This window comes from Fibrobacter sp. UBA4297 (assembly GCF_002394865.1).
Taxonomy (GTDB): domain Bacteria; phylum Fibrobacterota; class Fibrobacteria; order Fibrobacterales; family Fibrobacteraceae; genus Fibrobacter.
The window spans coordinates 205,448-223,574 of record NZ_DGUZ01000019.1; the positions used below are offsets into that span (position 1 = coordinate 205,448).

At 48.6% G+C, this 18,127-nt stretch carries 16 protein-coding genes; 10 read left to right on the plus strand and 6 right to left on the minus strand.

Features of this window, described 5'->3' with window-relative positions:
• Positions 1 to 39 precede the first annotated feature (39 nt).
• From B3A20_RS11645 to B3A20_RS11655, 3 genes are all read right to left on the minus strand, one after another.
• The gene (locus B3A20_RS11645) at positions 40 to 168 is read right to left on the minus strand and encodes a hypothetical protein (protein ID WP_290764988.1); all 129 of its coding nucleotides are present in this window, start codon (positions 166 to 168) and stop codon (positions 40 to 42) included.
• Between the two features lie 120 nt (positions 169 to 288).
• Complete coding sequence (locus B3A20_RS11650; protein ID WP_290764990.1) at positions 289 to 2,196, minus strand: SulP family inorganic anion transporter; 1,908 nt, start codon at positions 2,194 to 2,196, stop codon at positions 289 to 291.
• Between the two features lie 496 nt (positions 2,197 to 2,692).
• A complete protein-coding gene (locus B3A20_RS11655; protein WP_254794303.1) occupies positions 2,693 to 2,896 on the minus strand; it encodes a type II toxin-antitoxin system Phd/YefM family antitoxin in 204 nt (67 codons plus the stop codon).
• 134 nt (positions 2,897 to 3,030) lie between these two features.
• Between B3A20_RS11655 and xseA the strand changes: the two genes are divergently transcribed.
• Complete coding sequence (gene xseA, locus B3A20_RS11660) at positions 3,031 to 4,329, plus strand: exodeoxyribonuclease VII large subunit (RefSeq protein ID WP_290764993.1); 1,299 nt, start codon at positions 3,031 to 3,033, stop codon at positions 4,327 to 4,329.
• 59 nt (positions 4,330 to 4,388) lie between these two features.
• Here the strand turns inward: xseA and B3A20_RS11665 are convergent, their stop codons facing one another.
• A complete protein-coding gene (locus B3A20_RS11665; RefSeq protein ID WP_290764995.1) occupies positions 4,389 to 4,805 on the minus strand; it encodes a type I restriction enzyme HsdR N-terminal domain-containing protein in 417 nt (138 codons plus the stop codon).
• Positions 4,806 to 4,965: 160 nt separating this feature from the next.
• Between B3A20_RS11665 and B3A20_RS11670 the strand changes: the two genes are divergently transcribed.
• From B3A20_RS11670 to B3A20_RS11685, 4 genes are all read left to right on the plus strand, one after another.
• Positions 4,966 to 6,378 carry a GGDEF domain-containing protein gene (locus tag B3A20_RS11670; RefSeq protein ID WP_290764997.1) on the plus strand — a complete coding sequence of 471 codons (1,413 nt, stop codon included), beginning with the start codon at positions 4,966 to 4,968 and terminating at the stop codon, positions 6,376 to 6,378.
• On the plus strand, positions 6,379 to 7,794 hold the full coding sequence (locus B3A20_RS11675; protein ID WP_290764999.1) for a GGDEF domain-containing protein: 1,416 nt from the start codon (positions 6,379 to 6,381) through the stop codon (positions 7,792 to 7,794).
• A gap of 335 nt (positions 7,795 to 8,129) precedes the next feature.
• Positions 8,130 to 9,431: a pyridoxal phosphate-dependent aminotransferase gene (locus tag B3A20_RS11680; RefSeq protein WP_173561712.1), complete on the plus strand. Its 1,302-nt coding sequence runs from the start codon at positions 8,130 to 8,132 to the stop codon at positions 9,429 to 9,431.
• A 161-nt stretch (positions 9,432 to 9,592) separates the two neighbouring features.
• Positions 9,593 to 10,654, plus strand: coding sequence for a polyamine ABC transporter substrate-binding protein (locus B3A20_RS11685; RefSeq protein ID WP_290765002.1), 1,062 nt, complete (start codon positions 9,593 to 9,595; stop codon positions 10,652 to 10,654).
• A 66-nt stretch (positions 10,655 to 10,720) separates the two neighbouring features.
• On the opposite strand, the gene B3A20_RS11690 is transcribed toward B3A20_RS11685, so the two are convergent.
• Positions 10,721 to 11,449, minus strand: a complete 729-nt coding sequence (locus B3A20_RS11690; RefSeq protein WP_290765005.1) for a porin family protein — start codon at positions 11,447 to 11,449, stop codon at positions 10,721 to 10,723.
• 153 nt (positions 11,450 to 11,602) lie between these two features.
• Entirely contained in the window at positions 11,603 to 12,409 is an 807-nt protein-coding gene (locus B3A20_RS11695; protein WP_290765007.1) for an exodeoxyribonuclease III, read from the minus strand.
• A 192-nt stretch (positions 12,410 to 12,601) separates the two neighbouring features.
• On the opposite strand from B3A20_RS11695, the gene B3A20_RS11700 reads away from it, so the two are divergent.
• The 5 genes from B3A20_RS11700 (at position 12,602) to pgsA (ending at position 18,021) form a co-directional block, all read left to right on the plus strand.
• Complete coding sequence (locus B3A20_RS11700) at positions 12,602 to 13,189, plus strand: hypothetical protein (RefSeq protein WP_290765009.1); 588 nt, start codon at positions 12,602 to 12,604, stop codon at positions 13,187 to 13,189.
• Between the two features lie 125 nt (positions 13,190 to 13,314).
• Positions 13,315 to 14,202, plus strand: a complete 888-nt coding sequence (locus tag B3A20_RS11705) for an MBL fold metallo-hydrolase (RefSeq protein ID WP_290765011.1) — start codon at positions 13,315 to 13,317, stop codon at positions 14,200 to 14,202.
• Between the two features lie 171 nt (positions 14,203 to 14,373).
• Positions 14,374 to 15,126, plus strand: coding sequence for a tRNA (guanine(46)-N(7))-methyltransferase TrmB (trmB, locus tag B3A20_RS11710; RefSeq protein WP_290765013.1), 753 nt, complete (start codon positions 14,374 to 14,376; stop codon positions 15,124 to 15,126).
• A gap of 88 nt (positions 15,127 to 15,214) precedes the next feature.
• Positions 15,215 to 16,864 (plus strand): DNA repair protein RecN, encoded by a 1,650-nt coding sequence (gene recN / locus B3A20_RS11715; protein WP_290765015.1) that lies wholly within the window; start codon positions 15,215 to 15,217, stop codon positions 16,862 to 16,864.
• Entirely contained in the window at positions 16,861 to 18,021 is a 1,161-nt protein-coding gene (gene pgsA / locus B3A20_RS11720; protein WP_290765018.1) for a CDP-diacylglycerol--glycerol-3-phosphate 3-phosphatidyltransferase, read from the plus strand. Before recN ends, pgsA begins: the two co-directional genes overlap by 4 nt.
• The last annotated feature ends 106 nt before the right edge of the window (positions 18,022 to 18,127 follow it).

Below are 18,127 nucleotides of genomic sequence, written 5' to 3' on the forward strand. Positions count from 1 at the left end.
ACAAAAAAAATCCCGCGAAAAGCGGGAAATTTAAAGGTCTTACATCATGTTCACTAAGAACAACAGCGCGCAACCGCTAAAGGCGACCACAAAGTTCACCACGAACTCTTCAAAAGCAGTCCGCTTCGGATCTTCATCCGTGCAATGGTTTTCGTCCCAGTATCCCATTTCAACTCAATCCCTGTAGATTATTTCTACATAGATTAATTTAACATATTTTAATCCAAAGTGGAACGCACTTTTTAAATATTTTTACACAACTGTATACAGGCAGACGCGCACCGTTTATTACTTTTTGCTTTCTTCAATCTTCTTGATGGGTTCGTCCATCATGCGTTCGGCAATGACTTCCGGAGTTTCTTCAGCCACGGCAGCGTTCGATTCTTCCGGCATCCACGGCTTGTCGAGGCTCTTTTCCCAAGACACGGTCGGAGCCTTCTGTTCTTCCTGGGAGGCATCCACAATCGGGAGGCCAAGGAGTTCGCGGGCGCGGTTGAGGGCAGCATCAATGTTACCGAGAGCGTTTTCTTCGCCAAGCTGGGCAAGCACTCCGGCACGGGTCAAAGCCACCACCGGCTGGGCATGCACACCACTCAAGAGGAGTTGCGTCCCTTCGCTCTTGCAACGTTTGAGCAAGTCTTCAATCATGTTGATACCGGCAGCGTCAATGCTAGAGACGCTACGCATGCGCAAAATCAAAATCTTCGGCTTTTCAGAGATGCGGTTCATCGTTTCCTTGAACTTGTCCACCGCACCAAAGAAGAGCGAACCTGCAAGTTCGTACACAAGCACGCCCTTCGGCACCTGGCGGCCGAGAGTATTGCGGGCAGCTTCGTCATCGTCATCCTTCAAGGCAGAAGAGACCGCTTCGACTTCGGCCACATCGCTCATGCGCTTGATGAAGAGCACAGCGGCAAGGAGCACGCCCACTTCGATAGCAACCGTAAGGTCGATAATCACCGTGAGGAAAAATGCAACAAGCATCACCGTCACGTCGCTCTTCGGAGCCTTGAACATCTTGATGACACTGCGATAACCGCACATATTGAAAGCCACCTGGAAAAGCACTGCGGCAAGGGCTGCCATCGGAATCATTTCGGCATACTTGCCAAGCACGAGCATAATGAGCAATAGAACGACAGCGTGAACAAGGCCAGAAACCGGGCTCACGGCACCGTTACGGATGTTCGTTGCGGTACGGGCAATAGCACCCGTTGCCGGGATACCGCCAAAAATCGGGCTCAAGATATTTGCGACACCCTGACCGAAAAGTTCCGTATTAGAGCGGTGCTTTGTACTCGTCATACCGTCAGCCACCACTGCAGAAAGGAGCGATTCGATAGCGCCGAGCATAGCAATCGTAAGTGCCGGCTGGAACACCTTTTGCATCATTTCGAGGCTGATATTCGGGAGGTGCGGCACCGGGAATCCGCTCGGGATGTGATTCTTCATGCCAATTGTCACCACGCCGTGACCGTTCACCGGATCGTCCCAGCCAAGGACCTTCACCATCACCGTTGCAACGATAATCGCAATGAGGGAGCCGGGAACCTTCGTGGTAATCTTCGGCCACAAGATGCAGACCGCGAGCGCGACAACGCCCACAATCACGGAATAGACGTTCATGGAACCAAAAGAAGAAACGTAAAGCTTGATTTTGCCCACGGCGTCAGCCGGGTCAGCGCTTGCAAAGGTAAGGCCAAAGAAGTTCGGAACCTGACCAAGCGCAATAATAATAGCGATACCCGCCGTAAAACCGACCGTCACCGGATACGGGATGAACTTGATAATCGCACCGAATTTAGCAAGACCGAAAATGACGAGGAAAATACCCGCCAAAAGTGTCGCCGAAGCAAGGCCATCGTAACCGTACTGGCTTACAATGCCGTAGACAATCACGATGAATGCGCCTGTAGGCCCTCCAATCTGGAAGCGGGAACCGCCCAACAGCGAGATGATGAAGCCCGCGATAATGGCGGTGTAAAGGCCTCGTTCCGGCCCCACGCCAGAAGCGATAGCAAACGCAATCGCCAAGGGGAGAGCCAAAATGCCAACAATCAAGCCCGACATCAAGTCGCTAGTGAAATCCTTGCGAGTGTAGCCGCGCTTGAAGCTACGAACGATTTCCGGGGTGATTGTCGAAACGACGCCTGTCAAATACTGCTTGACGGATTCCTTGGCGTGAATATCAGACATTGAAGGTCTCCATATTAAATTCGAGACCCAAATTTAGGAATTTACCCCAATTTCGTTAAGGGGGGTAAGATTTTTTTATAAAATATATTTTACAGCAGATCCTCGAACTTTTCCGTTTTCGACAAAAACACCCGAAGTCCTTGGTAGACCTCGGGTGAGCTTTTTTAGTGGCTAGTGGAATCCTATGGAGCCTATGGCGAGTCCTTGAGACAACGAACTGAAAACCCGTAGTACTTGGCGCAGGTGGCCAGGTACGTAACCTCGTACTTGGAGAGACGCTTTCTCGTTCACCTCAGTTACGTTGGTGACATCGTCACCGCACGCTGCAAGCAGCGCGATAACGGCGGCTCCTGCCGCGAAAGATTTTTAAGTTTTTATCGTGTTAATATAGTAAAATTACGTTGTGTTTAATAAAAAGCGCTTGGCTGTTGATGGTTGCATATAGCGCTGGATGACAATATCAAACGTTCAGAAAGACTGAATGCAAAAATTCGAACTAAAACTCGTTCCAGATGTCGTTGGGGAGTTTGCCAATGTCGCGGAAATCGAGCTTGCCGCTTGTTGCGGAATTCATGCTCACGAGACGTGCCAAGGGCTTGCCAGCACGTTCAATGACGATTTCTTCGTCCTTGATAGCGACCTGATTCAAGAGCGTCCCAAAATTCTGACGCATATCCATTGCTGAAACAACTTTCGACACGGCGAGTCCTTTTTTTACCAATTTAATTATTATTATAATTAACGTCAAACCCACGCGTTCTAGATCCTTCGACTTCGAACCTAACGGTTCTTCGCTCAGGATGACAACGTAAACGACATCTCAATTAAAATCAAATGGATCAAGAAGTTCGCACATTTTCGGTCACGCAGTACATGCGTTCGCTCAAGAACACCGTAGAATCAACGCCTGCGGTTTGGGTGCACGGGGTCATTTCGCAAATTGCGGAAAAACCGTCGGGAGTTTACCTGAGCATTGCAGACTTCGCCGATGGCGACGTGAAGCCCAAGGCCACCCTCGCCCTTTACTGCTACACCGCCAAATACGATGCGATTCTCGCCAAGATTTCTAGCCTTTCGCAGCCGTTTACGCTCAAGCACGACTTGAAAGTCAATTTTCTCGTGCGTGCGGAACTGTACATCCCGTACGGAAAGCTGCAAGCGCAAATCCTGGACATCGACCCTGTTTACACGATTGGCGAACTTGCCCTGACGAAGAGCGCCATTTTAAAGCGCCTTGCGATGGAAGGCCTGCTCGAAAAGAACAAGCAGCTCGAACTTGCCGACGTTCCGCTCCGCGTGGGGCTTATCACCGGTGAAAACACCGCCGCGTACAAGGACTTTACCACGCGACTTGAAGCCTCTCCGTTCGCCTTCGAAGTGTCGACTGTTTATGCGCGAATGCAAGGGAACGAAACCGAAGGGAGTATTATCGCCGCCCTAGAGCAACTTCAAAGCGACCCCAATTTAGATGTTGTCTGCATTGTGCGCGGCGGCGGCGCCAAGACGGACTTGAACTTTTTTGATAGCGAAGCGCTTTGCCGTGCGGTCGCCAACTACCCCACCCCCGTCTTTACGGGAATCGGCCACGAAATCGACCGTTGCCTTTTGGACGAAGTCGCTTACCTCTCGTGCATCACGCCAACGGATTGCGCGAAGCGTCTCGTGGAACGCGTGACGGATAGCTGGAACCGCATGACAGACGCGATGGCAAACATCGCCGATGGTGCCCGCGACCTCCTCTCCGAAAGCAACAAGCAACTCGGCACGATAGGAAACCAGCTCCAGCAAAAAGTTTTCGGGCTCATCCAGAACGAAAAATCCAAACACGTGCTGATGGCCGCTTCCATCAAGAAGGACACCGCATTTTATATAAAATCCGAGCACGAGCGCCTCGACCGTAACCATGAAGGTTTAAAGCAAGGTTCCCGCAAGATTCTCGACCTTGCAAAATCGCAGTTCGAGCTTGTAAACGAAAAAGTCAAGAACGCAGACCCCAAAACGACACTTGCCAAGGGCTACTCGCTCACGCTCGACGTAAACGGAAAGTTCATCCGCAAGGCAAGCCAACTCAAGAGCGGCGACACCATCAAGACTCGCCTCGCCGATGGCGACGTTTTGTCCGTGGTACAATAACTAGATCCTTCGACTTCGTGCTGCGCACCCCGCTCAGGATGACAAGCTCCGCACAGTCCCTAGCCAAACACCGGCAGGCTTTCGATTTTCTTGAACCGGTGAGTCACGGAATCCAGCTCAAAATAGCGCACACAATCGCCTAACGCAAGCATCACGTAGTTCGGCGTCAAAATTTGCAAATACTTGTTCAGCTGCTGTTGCAGCACGGGCCACGTGTATTCACCCGGAGCCTTGCACTCCACCAAAAGCCAAGGCTTGTTCAAAGGCGCCCCAGCCCGAAAATTATGCACCATGATATCCACGCGGTCCGCCGTCTTTACATCAATCGACGAAAGCGGAAACTCCACCGCAATCAGGTGCTCGGGGACCTTCACCACATCGAGCAAATAGCGCACCGTTGCCTGGCGAACATGCTCTTCGGGCGTTGCAGGGACTTCTTTTTTGCGAATCGGGTCAAATAGCGTATCGTGGGTCATTGGCGAGAATATAAAAAAAAGTGAAAAACGTGAGGAAAATCACCTTTATTCGCGCACAAAAAACGAAAATCTAAAAAACCAATTACCCCCAAAGAAGAATTCATATTATTTTTATAATGGCTTTGAGCCTTTTTTTGCCCAACGCCACGAAGGAGAAAATATGGATTTACAGGAATATGTCAATCAATTTGATTCGATGACCTGCATCATGTCCGTCGAAAAAAAGCCGAACGGCTACGGCAAGATGCGCATCGAAGTCGGGAACAAGGCATACGCCGCCTCCTTCGAAAAGCACGACGATTCCCTTATCGACATGCCTTATGGCAAAAAATTCGTCCCCGGTCTGGAATATACGGAATATTTGCCCAAAGATTTAAACTTCGAGCATTTCATTTACAGTAGCGCCGTCCTCAAAAAGCCGATGCATGCCTACATCCACCCCGAGAGATTTGATATTTGGTTCAACATTTTCAGCATGCCACTGGACTTTGACGATCCGCTCAAATGCTACTGCACCTACACACAGGAACTCTCAACCGAGATGAACACGGAGTCCATTCAAAGTCTTTCGACAAAGACGACCTCCGATGTTTTAAAGACCTGCATCAAGCTCCGCAGCACAAAGAACTTCCTCAAGACCATGGACGAGGTCATTGAAGACATCCGTAAAATTTGCAAGTCCAACTACTGCTGCATCATGCTGACCGACTTCAAGGCTCGCAAATGTTCCTTGTTATGCGAAAACACCGCTCCAGAAGCGGGGTACCACACGCTATTGGACTACCTGGACGATTCATTCATCAATTATGCGCAAACGTGGCTAGACGCCATCAACGGCAGCACATGCCTGCTCATCAGGAACGAACAAGAGAAAAATGAAATCAAGGAAAAATATCCTGAATGGTACCAGTCTATGCAGTACGCTCAAATTGAGCGCCTTGCCCTGTTCCCGCTCAACTACAGCGACGAGACAATAGGCTTTATTTGGGCTACGAACTTCGCCCCCGAAGAATCCGACCATATCAAGGAAACACTTGAACTTTCGACCTACTTTATCGCATCCGAAATTGCGAACTACCAGTTGCTCCAGAAGCTTGAAAAGCTGAGTTCAACAGACCTTCTCACCGGAGTCAAGAACCGCAACGCAATGAACAACCGCGTGCTCAAAATCTTGACTGGACGTGAAAGAGTGCCTAACCACTACGGCGTTATCTTTGCGGACTTGAACAGCCTCAAGACTGTCAACGACAATGAAGGCCATAACGCTGGCGACGAACTCATCAAAAACGCGGCCGACATTTTGAAATCGACATTCGAAAATGCCGAAATTTACAGAGCCGGAGGCGACGAGTTCCTGATTATTTCCATGAAGGACTCCAAGGAGATCCTGGACCAGAAAGTCGAAAAGCTCCGCAAGGATTCCGACGATCCCGAAAAAATCAGTTTTGCTGTAGGCTTCTATTACGAAGAACGAGGGGGCGACATCCGAGCCGCCATGCGAGAAGCAGACACCCTCATGTACGAAGACAAAAAGGCATTTTACAACAGGCACCCAGAATGCAGGTATCGTTAAATGATTGATTTGCAAAATATTGTAGATAAGTTTCACACGATGACAAGCATCTTGTCGGTCGAAAAACGTGATGATGGCAGAATCGGCACCATCCGCATCGAGGCCGCCAATGACCTGTATATCCGCTCTATGGAAAAGGAAGACAAGGACGGCAACGTCGTCTTCAAGCAGAAATTTGTACCGGGCGAATGCTACGAACGCTACATGAAAAAGGAACTGAACTTCGAGAACTTCTGCTACGAATGTGCCATCAAAAAGAAACCTGTACACGCCTACATCCGCCCCGAGCGCTACACCTTCAGCATCAACCTGTACATGATGCCGCTCGCCATCGACGACCCGAAAAAAGCGTACTGCACATATTCACAAGAAATTTCTTTTGAAGAAAACGCCGAATCGATGTCGAACATTTCGGCACAGACCGCAAGCAATATTCTAAAGACCTGCGTCAAGTTGCGCGGCGCCCAAAATCTGCAAAAGACCATGGACGAGGTCATCGAGGACATCCGCACCATTTGCAATGCAAGCTATTGCTGCGTCATGCTCACGGACTTTTGCGAAAACACTTGGTCTGTGTTCAGCGATTCCATAAAGAAAGACTCCGGCATACATTCCGTCCGTGAGCTTGAATCCGAAGACTTTGTCGAATACGCAAGATCCTGGAAAAAGACGCTGAACGGAAGCAACTGTCTGATGCTCAAGAACAAGGCTGACTTCGAAACAATCCGTCAGGACAATCCCGTATGGTACGCTTCACTCGTAGGCGCACATGTCAAGAGCCTTGTTCTTTTACCTCTGGATTACAATGGGGTTACACTCGGCTTTATCTGGGTTACCAATTTCGACACGTCAAACACGCTCTACATCAGAGAAACGCTCGAACTTTCGGCATTCTTTGTAGCCTCCGAAATTGCAAACTACCAGCTTTTGAACAAACTTGAACTACTCAGCAGCATGGACCTCTTGACGGGCGTCAAGAACCGTAATTCCATGAACAATCGCGTGACGCAGTTCTTGAACGGAGAAGTTCCGCACAAATCTCTCGGCGTCATCTTTGCCGACCTAAATGGCCTCAAGCCCGTGAACGACATGCAGGGACACGACGCTGGCGACAAGCTGCTAAAGGACGCTTCTCAAATTTTGAGAAACACCTTTGACGGTTGCGAATTCTATCGTGCCGGCGGCGACGAGTTCTTGATAATCGCCTTAGACAAGCCACAAGAAGAGCTCGAAGCAAAAGTCGAAAAGCTTCGCGAGAAATCGATGATGCCAGGCAACGTAAGTTTTGCGCTAGGGTTCTTCTACAACAAAGGCGAAGGCGACATACGCACGGCCATGCACGAAGCCGACGTCCACATGTACGAAGACAAAAAGCGTTACTACGACCGGTTCCCCGCCAACAGAAGGCGGCTATAAACGCTATTGACATTTTGCATGTGCGAAGTTATATTTGAAGCCGTGAAAATGATTTTTGGACAGTTCATCGCAGCGAAAGCGATTGCAGCAAGCCCGGCAGCAGCCCGAGCTATTATGGGGCTGTCCAGAGAAACCAAAATCTGTAAAGCTTAAAGCAAAAAACTCAGATTAAAAGTTTCAAAGGCAGCCCCGCAAAAGGCTGCCTTTTTTTACCCTAAAAATTTCCCCTAAACTTTAACCACAAACCAAAAAGGATAACGGGAATTCACGAAAATATTATTCTATAATTACGCTGTAAAACAAGTGAATTTTCGATACCGCTATAGGAGTCTAAAATGCGTAGAAGATTGTTGAGCGAAGGTGCTAAGGAACTTTCTTACGAAATCCGTGAAATCGTGAAGAAGGCGAACCAGCTCAAGGCACTCGGCTTGCCAATCCATTGGGAAAATATCGGTGACCCGATTGAAAAGAAATGTCAAGTTCCCGACTGGATCAAGGACATTGTCGTAGACCTCGTCCGCACAAACCGCAGCTACGGCTATTGCCCGTCCAAGGGCATGCTCGAAACGCGCGAATTCTTGGTGAAAGAAAACAACAAGCTCGGCGGTGCACAGATTAACGTCGATGACATCTTGTTCTTCAACGGCCTCGGTGACGCTATTGCCACCATCTACGGCCTTCTCTCGATGAACACACGCATCATCGGACCTGCACCGGCTTACTCCACCCACAGTTCCGCCGAAGCGGCTCATGCCCACACCTCCCCGATTACCTACCGCCTGCAACCGGAAAATCACTGGTACCCGGACCTCGAAGAACTCGAGAACAAGGTCAAGTACAACCCGAGCATCGCAGGCATCTTGATTTTGAACCCGGACAATCCGACCGGCATGGTCTACCCGCTTGACATTCTCCAGAAGATTGTCGACATTGCCAAGCGCTACGGCCTCTTCATCATCTGCGACGAAATCTATAACAAGATTACGTACAATGGCGCCCATGCTTATGCGCTCGCTGAATACATCGGCGATGTCCCGGGCATTGCGCTCAAGGGCATTTCCAAGGAATACCCGTGGCCGGGCGCTCGTTGCGGCTGGGCCGAATACTACAACCGCGACAAGGACGAACAGTTCGACGCCTTCTGCCGCGCTATCGACAACGCCAAGATGGTGGAAGTCTGCTCGACGACGCTCCCGCAGATGACGATTCCGCGAGTTCTCGGCGACAAGCGTTTTATGGAACACCGCAAGGCATTGAACGAAAAGATTGGACGCAGGAGCGCCATCATCAATGAAATTCTCTCCGACATTCCGGAGCTGTATTTCAACCCGACTTACGGCGCATTCTACAACACCATCATCTTCCGCGAAGGCACGCTCAACAACCACCAGACACTGAAGATCGACAATCCGATTATCAAGAAGAAAGTCGAAGAATGGTGCAGCAAAACGACGAATCTCGACTACCGCTTCGTGTACTACCTCCTGGGCGCAAAGGGCATCTGCGTTGTGCCGAGCACGAGCTTCTGCACGGACCTCAAGGGCTTCCGCGTGACGCTTTTGGAAGAAGACGAAGACGAGCTCCGCAGCGTGTTCACCACGATTCACGATGCAATTATTGAATACTTGCATAGTTAGTTGTTGGTCATTAGTCAATAGTCGTTGGTCAATAGTTATTAGTGACTGAAGTCCTGACACACAAAGTGTCAGGATTTTTGTTATAAATTCAAAAAACAACGCTCTCATGCGATAAGATTTTTTATGTTTATTGTATCATTACTAGGCATCGAGAGAACAACTTGAAAAAGATAATCTTCATTATTGCACTTTTCGTGGCAATTGCGATAACGGTCTGCATTCAAAAGCAGGGTGATGCAAAGTCTACAAAAAATCTCACGGTAATGATTTACAGCGAATACATTGATCCTGTATTGCTTGAAGACTTCCGTAACAAGACTGGCTACAAAGTGGAGCTGGAACTTTACGAAGCTCAAGAAGAAATGATCGCAAAGCTTATAACAGCGGATTCTGGCAAATACGATGTCATCATCGCATCGGACGTCGTTATCCCGCAAATGGTGCACCTCGGGCTTATCGCTCCTATCGATACTAACAAAATTCCAAACCACGTGAACGTAGCACCGCAATTTTTAGGGCAAGCCTACGACCCGACAAACACCTATAGCCTCCCCTATCTTTGGGGAACCACAGGCATACTTTTCCACGGGAATAAAATGCACCCCGACAGCGTAAGCTATTCCTTGCTTTTTGACGCCAAGAACACACAAGGAAAATTCAGCCTGCTCAACGAAAGCCGCTCTATGCTCAGCATGGCTCTCCAGGCAAACGGTTACGACGCAAACAGTTCAAAGCCAGAAGAGCTGAACAAGGCTGTAGACTGCATTTTGCAGGCCAAAAAAGACCCGCACTTCGCCGGTTTTGACGGATCTGACATCGGTAAAGACAAAATAATTTCCGATGAACTCTGGGCAGCAATTGTATTCAGCGGAGAAGCTATGGACGCAATCGACAAGGATTCCTCGCTTCAATACGTTATTCCAACTGAAGGCAGCTTTATGTGGGTTGATGCCATGACGCTCAGTAGCAAGGCAAAGAACATCGAAGGCGCGTACGCTTTTATGAACTACATCCTCGATGCTAAAATCGGGGCGAAGCTCGCCAAATCAATCAACTACGCAACTCCCAACAAGGCAAGCCTAGAAATCATTGACAACGATTTCAAGAACAACCGCGTCATAAACCCGAACAAACAAGAGATTAACCGCATGGTATTCCTCACGGACTTGGGGGATGCAGAAAAATACTTCGACGAAGCCTGGATGATTATCAAGACCCACTAATAATTCCGTTTATAAAAAAAGCCCGCACAATATAACTGTGCGGGTTCTTTTGTTCAGTTCAAAAAATTAGTTAAACCAGAAAGTTGCACCGATTTGGAAGCGCATATTTTTGAAGCCGACATTCGGAGCTTCGCTGTAATCAACCTCTTCTCCTGTTACAGATGCGATCTTAACAACGTCAATCATATCCGTAAAGCCCATCGTATAACGGAAGAACACGTCAAAATTCGGCATTACGGAGTAACCGGCCCCAGCGACAATACCAAAGTCAATATCCTTTTGCATCTGTTTAGGAACGTCAATAGAATTAGACATTCCATATGCAGAGACTTCCATTTCAGAGCTTACATTGAAGCCCAAACGGATACCCGCATCAATAAAAATCTGAGGATGAGCATTGAAGCGTACCATCAATGGGATATTCAAGTATCCCAAAGAAAAACCGAATTTCATACCAGAAATCATGGATTCTTCATCACGGTCAAGATAAACATCTTGTGATGCAGCCATACTCCTGTAAAACTCCCCAATATTCCAGTCAATAGAACGGTACTCGAATTCCAAGCCTGTAATAATCGACACAGTCGGAGAAACGTCTACTTTTACATCAAAACCACCTGTAAAGCCCGGTCCCCCTTCAAACTTAAACTTATCCGTATTGTCACCCCAAACTGTTCCATAGTTAAAAGCAGCATGAGCACCAAACTTCACATTAGCGAGAGCATTTGATGTAGAGTTTTCTGCAAAGACAGCACTAGTCACAACGAGTGCAGCCAACATAAAATTTTTCAACATGATTTTTTCCTTACAAAAAAGTTAAAAGTTTATCCTAATATAGAATAAACTTTATGTAAATACAAGTTATTATAAAAAATTAACATGGTCATAACAACATTTTTCACAAAAAAACTCCGCCAGCGCGGAGCTTCTTACAATGTTGTTACAAAATTACATTTCGTCTGATTTCTTTATCGGAATCGGCAAAAATGGCGGTTCAAGTTCCAGGCAAATCGGGCAGTGATCCGAGCCCTTGACATCGCTCAGGATTTCGGAGCTCACCACATTCGGCATGAGGGCGGCATCAACAAAGCCATAGTCCAGACGCCAACCCACGTTCCTTTCACGGGCGCCAAAGCGGTTCGACCACCAGGAATAGGCATCACGGGTATCCGGATGCAACGTGCGGAACGTATCGACAAAGCCGTTTTCGACGTACTTGTCCATCCAGGCGCGTTCAATCGGCAAGAAGCCGCTCACGTTCTCGTTTTCCTTCGGGCGTGCAATATCGATTTCCTTGTGGCAGGTGTTGTAATCCCCGACAGTCACCACATGCTTGCCATCGGCGAGCCACTGCTTGGAATTTTCAAGGAACGCGTCATAGAAGCGCAACTTGTAATCCAGACGGTCATCGCCCTGGCCACCGTTCGGGAAATAGATGCAGTTGAGCACCCAGTCCGGAAACACGAGCTGGAGCACACGGCCTTCTTCATCGAATTCCTCGATATCAAAGCCGTAATTGACAGCATCCGGTTCAATTTTAGAATAGACGGCTACACCACTGTAACCTTTCTTGCGCTTGCAGGCATTCCAGTAGGTATAATAGCCTTCACGGCTTGCAATTTCCGCAACCTGGCTTTTTTCGGCACGGACTTCCTGAAGGCATAGCACATCGGGATCGGTCGCCGTGAACCAATCTTCAAAGCCTTTTTTCAATACGGAACGAATACCGTTGACGTTCCAGCTGTAGATCTTCATTTTGACCCCAATCTCAATTTTCACGCCAAAGATAGAATATTTTTTTAATCTCTAAAGGGTAAAAGGCTCCAATCGGTCTAAAAAGTTTATAAAACTTTACAAAAATTCAACTACATGAAGAAAAACACACCTATTTTTCACATTTCAAAAAAAATTTTCACAATTATATTTAATAATCTTATATTTGTTGACATGAAGAATAAATTTTTGTTGTCATCTTGTTTCCTTGCAGTATCGTTCTTGGTAGGTTGCGCAGGTTCGTCCTCCTCCCAGAACGGTGAAGAACTCGAAGTTCCGACCGACCTTCCGCCAATTTGCCGCGATATCGACTTTGTCGCGAATCCCGACATGCGCGAAGTTTGCGGAGTCCGCAAGGCAAGCCGTCACAACATTGCGTATAAGAACATTCCTCAACAGCGTTACTTGATCAAACCGTCCGAAACGTCCATCGTCAAGACGAACGGCAAGTTGGAGCTTCGTTTCCAGAACTCCCTCCCAATCGACCTTGAAGGTCCGATTACAAACGAACTTGACTTTAGCCAGGAAAAGCGCCTCGAACGCGTCAAAAACACCTACGACTATTTCGAAATCACGCCCAAGGGGTCTGAACGTCTCCGCATTTTCAAGATGGGCATCCCGACGGACCGCGGAAACAAGTACAATTTCTGCTTCCGCATTCCAGAACGAAAGGGAAACGACAGGACCCGCAACAGGGCTATGGGCGTGAACATCGAAACCATGTCTTGTGCTGAATTCGACAGAATCACATCAAACCGATAAGTACAAAGTTTTCCACGCAATCCCGGCACGAACGCCGGGATTTTTTTTAGCATTCGCGGTCCTTTTTAGGCTAAAATGACATTTTTTATCCAACGCAATTTGCTAAATTATCGGGCGGTAAAAAAGTGAACGAAAACAAGTACATACACAACGCCCTGCGGCAAATCCACGTCGACACGCCCTGCTCGCCCATTTCCGGATTTTCGATTTCCGGCCTTGCGACGTACATACAGATTCCAGAACTGGATTTTTGCATTGACATGGGCGAATGCCCGCTCTCGGCAATTCCCCTGAACCACGTATTCCTGACTCATGCGCACGGCGACCATGCCCGTTGCCTGATGCGTCACCACAGTTTGCGCAAGATGATGGGCGTGGAACGCGATAGCGTTTATTACATGCCCGACTGCGTGAGTGAAAATGCAAAGGCTTGGATTAAGGCTGAAGCTTTGTTCGAAGGCGTTGGCGAAGCGAAATTCCGCTACCCGGAAATTGAACCCGTTACCGCAGGCGAATTGCAATTTTTGAGATACCGCAAGGATCTCGCGCTCGAAGCGTTCGAAGTCAAGCATTCCATCCCGGCGATGGGCGGCACGCTCTACTTTTACAAGAAAAAGCTCAAGGACGAATTCCTCGGGAAAACGCCCGCCGAAATCATCGAACTCCGCAAGAACGGTGTCGAAATCACGCGTGAAGTTTACGACCCGCTCGTGAGCTTTATGGGCGATTGTCTTGGCGAAAGCTTGCTCGACAACAGCCGCGTTTTCCAGTCGAAGGTGCTGATTACGGAATGCACATTCCTCGACGACGGCGAAGAAGCAATGAGCAAGAAGAAGGGCCACAGCCACTTGAAAGATATTGTACATGCGCTGAACGAGCTTGATGATGAAATCAAGTGCGAAAAAATCATCTTGAGTCATTTCTCGATGAAGTATTCCGAAAGGCACATCCGCGAAATGCTTGACAAGTCCATTCCGGAGAAATTTAAGGAGAGGATCGTAGCGTTTATCTAGACGAGAGAACGGCGCAAGCGCCTACAGACAACAAATGCATAAGGCGAGAGTCGCAGACATGCTTGAATGGATATGACCGAGCCTAGCATTTGGGACATAAGCGAAGCAAATGTACAAAGACGAGAGTGTGCGAGATGCGCGGGCAGAAAAAAGTTTAATAGGAACAAAAACATGGCAGAAGAAATCAACAACGAAATTTTAGAAGAAGAAAAGGCTCCGAAAGAAGTCGTGATTCCGGAATTTTACCGCGACTTGAGTCAGGACCCGCAAATGAAGGCGCTGTGGCATTATGTGTTCCGCACGAATGGCGACCGCAAGCCCATCAAGACGCCGGACGGAAAGCCGCACAAGCTGGACTTCACCTGGAAAGACATGTTCCCGAACGAAAATGGACACATCGAAGTCGAAATCGGAAGTGGCAAGGGCAACTTCATGACCGACTACGCCGAGAAACATCCGGATTACTTTATCATGGGTAGCGAATGGGACTACACGTGGGCAGCCTTTGCGCACGAACGCATGGAAAAACGCGGTATCGTCGCTCAAGGTAACGCGGCCATGTTGCGCGGTGACGTTTTCTACTTCTTGCGCGATGCGGTGAAGGACAACACGGTCGATGCGTTCCACATGTACTTCCCGGACCCGTGGCCAAAGGAACGCCACCACAAGAACCGATTGCTCCGCCCTGACTTTCTCGATGAAGTCGCCCGTTGCTTAAAGCCGGGCAAGCGCATTTTCTACTGGGGTACCGACCACAAGGAATACAACGAAATCGCGCTTGAAACATTTGACGCCTATCCGACTTGCAAGGTGCTTGTCCGCAATACGGCTGAGCCCACCGAAGGCATTATGACCGGTTTTGAACGCAAGTACAAGAAAGAAGGCAGACCTATTTATAGAAGTATTATAGAGTTTGAAAAATAGGAATTAGTCAATGGTCATTAGTCAGTAGTCAATAGCAGCAACTAGCAACTAACAACTAATAACTAATGACTAATAACTAGAAATAATCATGTTAAAGCAACTCACAATAAACAGCTTTACACTCATTGCCGAGGCAAGCGTCCCGTTCCATGAAGGTTTTACCGCTATCACAGGTGAAACTGGTGCCGGCAAGTCCGTCCTCATGAAAGCGCTCCGCATGGTCTGCGGAGACAAGTCGCAAGCTTCGATGGTCCGCACTGGCGAAGAAAAAGCGGTCATCGAAGGAACATTCGACATTTCGAACGAACCCGAAGTCAAACAAATTCTTGCAAAGTTAGAACTCGATGACGACGATGAACTCATCATCCGCCGCGAGATTCTTGAAAACGGAAAGGGACGCGCCCGCGTGAACGGCTCCGTCGTTAGCCTCTCGGATTTGCAGGAGCTTGGCGAATCGCTTATCCAAATGCACGGACAGAGCGAACAGCTTTTATTGCGCGACATCCGCACGCATGCAAAAATGCTCGATGAATATGCAGGCAATAGCGAGTTGTTGATAAACTATTCAAAAAGCTACAACGCCTGGAACAACGTTCTCGCCGAAATTCAAAAGACTGAAGCGCACGCTAAAGATCTAGCGCAGCAAAAGGACTTTTTGAAATTCCAGTACGATGAACTTTCAAAGGCGTCACTCCGCGATGGCGAAGAAGAAGAGCTTGAAGAAAAAGTCAACGTTGCAAGCAAGAGCGAAGCGGAACACAACCTGCTAAATGAAATTCAGGGATTGATCGGTTGCGACAACGGCATCTTGGAACAGGTCCAGAACCTTCAGTACAAGTTGCGCAGCCTTGCGCAAAAGATTCCGCATTACGAAGAAGACTTGAACGCTCTCGTCGAAGTCGCAGACCCGTTCGAAGGAATCTGCAAGGACTTGCAGAGGCTCCGCCCATCAAAGTCCATGAGCCCTGTTGAAATCGACCGTGCGAATTCTCGAATTGCAACGATTCAAAAGCTCAAGCGCAAGTACCGCACCGATGTTGCAGGGCTTATCGCGCTCACCGAACAACGTAAGCAGGAACTCGACAGTCTCGAGAATCTCGATGCCGACCTCGACGAACTCAAGCGCAAAGCAGAAGCCCACAAGGCAGAGACCTACCGCCTGGCGGCAAGTCTTACCGAGAAGCGTAAAGAAGCGGCACAGCGCTTTGACTCGGCCGTGCAAGAAATCTTGCACAGCCTCGGTATGCCGAAAGCCAAATTCTTTACAAGCATCACGGAGCAGGACCCGACACCAAACGGCGCCGACCGCATCGAATTCTTGCTCGCCCCGAACCCGGGCGAAGGCGAAAAGTCGCTGCAAAAGGCAGTCTCCGGCGGTGAACTCAGCCGTGTGCTGCTCGCCATCAAGAGCGTCATGGCAGAACTTGACAAGGTCCCGCTCCTGATTTTTGACGAAGTGGATTCCGGAATTTCGGGCGAAACAGGCAACAGCATTGGCGATGCACTCCGCAATTTAGGCAAACATCACCAGGTGCTCACCATCACCCACTTGCATCAAGTCGCAAGTCGAGCCCAAAATCAGCTCGCCGTGAGCAAAAAAGAAGTGGACGGAAGGACTTTTACGTCCATTATTGACCTCGACAAGAACGGTCGTATCGAAGAAATTGCTAGAATGTTAGGTGGGACATCCGAAACAGTCCGCACCCATGCAAAACAGCTGTTGGAGAATAATTTATGACAGAACCAGAAAAAACTTCTGATGTTCGTTTAAGGTCACGCATTTGGAGCATCATGCGTGCTCTCATCTTTGTCTGTGTCATAATCTTCATCTGGAAAGACTGGACCACGATGGCGTGCTCCTTTGTAGGCATAGCACTTATCATGGGATGGGTCAACTTGTTCCAGCTCAAGAGCCAGGAAATTGAAAAGCCCTATTACCGACTTTGGCTCAACACCATCGACGGATTTTTGCAGTTCATCGTGATGGCAAGCATTTTCTTCCGCGACTTGATCCAGAACGAAAGTGCCGAGAAGATTCTTGGCGTCGGTTGCGCCGTCTTGCTTGGACGACTGATAGCCCACACGCTATTTTCGCTCGGCGTTCTCCGCGAAGGCAAACAACTCCCCCGCAAGCGCCGTTGGAGCAAACTTGCAAATCTTTCTGTCACAATTACGATGGGCGTATACTTGCTGAACTTGGAAAATTACCAACAAATTATGATGGTCATTTCCATTTTGCTCATAGCCGCATCCACTGCAGCATACGCGTACTGGTACTACCGCGACCCCGCACACCGCAAGCCGCTTTCGATTGCAAGCCAGCTCACCATGAGCCGCATTGTGCTCACGCCGTTTTTCCTTTGGGTGTTCTTCTACGATAACGATCTGGATTACAGCAACAACAACATCGTCTTTAAAGTGCTTTCGCTCGTGATGGTGCTCGGCTTCATGCTCACGGACTTCTTGGACGGCAAGCTCGCCCGCGCGATGGGCGAAGTCAGCACGCTCGGCAAATACCTTGACCCGTTCAGCGACAAGATTTCGAACATGACGATTTTCATGTGCTTTATCGCTACAGGCTATGCGCCCGTGTGGATGGTCGCTTTGATTTACTTCCGCGAATCTAGTGTGGAAACGCTCAGAACGCTCGCCGCAAGTGAAGGCCTCGTGATGCCCGCACGTCGTAGTGGCAAGTGGAAAACCGCATTGCAAGGCATCGGCATTGTCGCGATTCTTCTTGGCGCTATCGATCCGGTCCGCGCATTGATTCCAGGATTTGAAAGCATTTGGCACCAGTTCCCGATTGTCGTGATGGGCATCATCACCACCATTACAATCATCAGTGGAATTGATTATTTCTATGCAAGCAAGCACATTTTGAAAAAATTCGTCTAGTGCGAATTCGCTCACAAACTGCGAAAAAAGTATAAAAAAAGCTTACTATAGAAAATACTCTGCTTTTCACTCTTGCCAAATCCATTATAATTTTCTATATATGGGA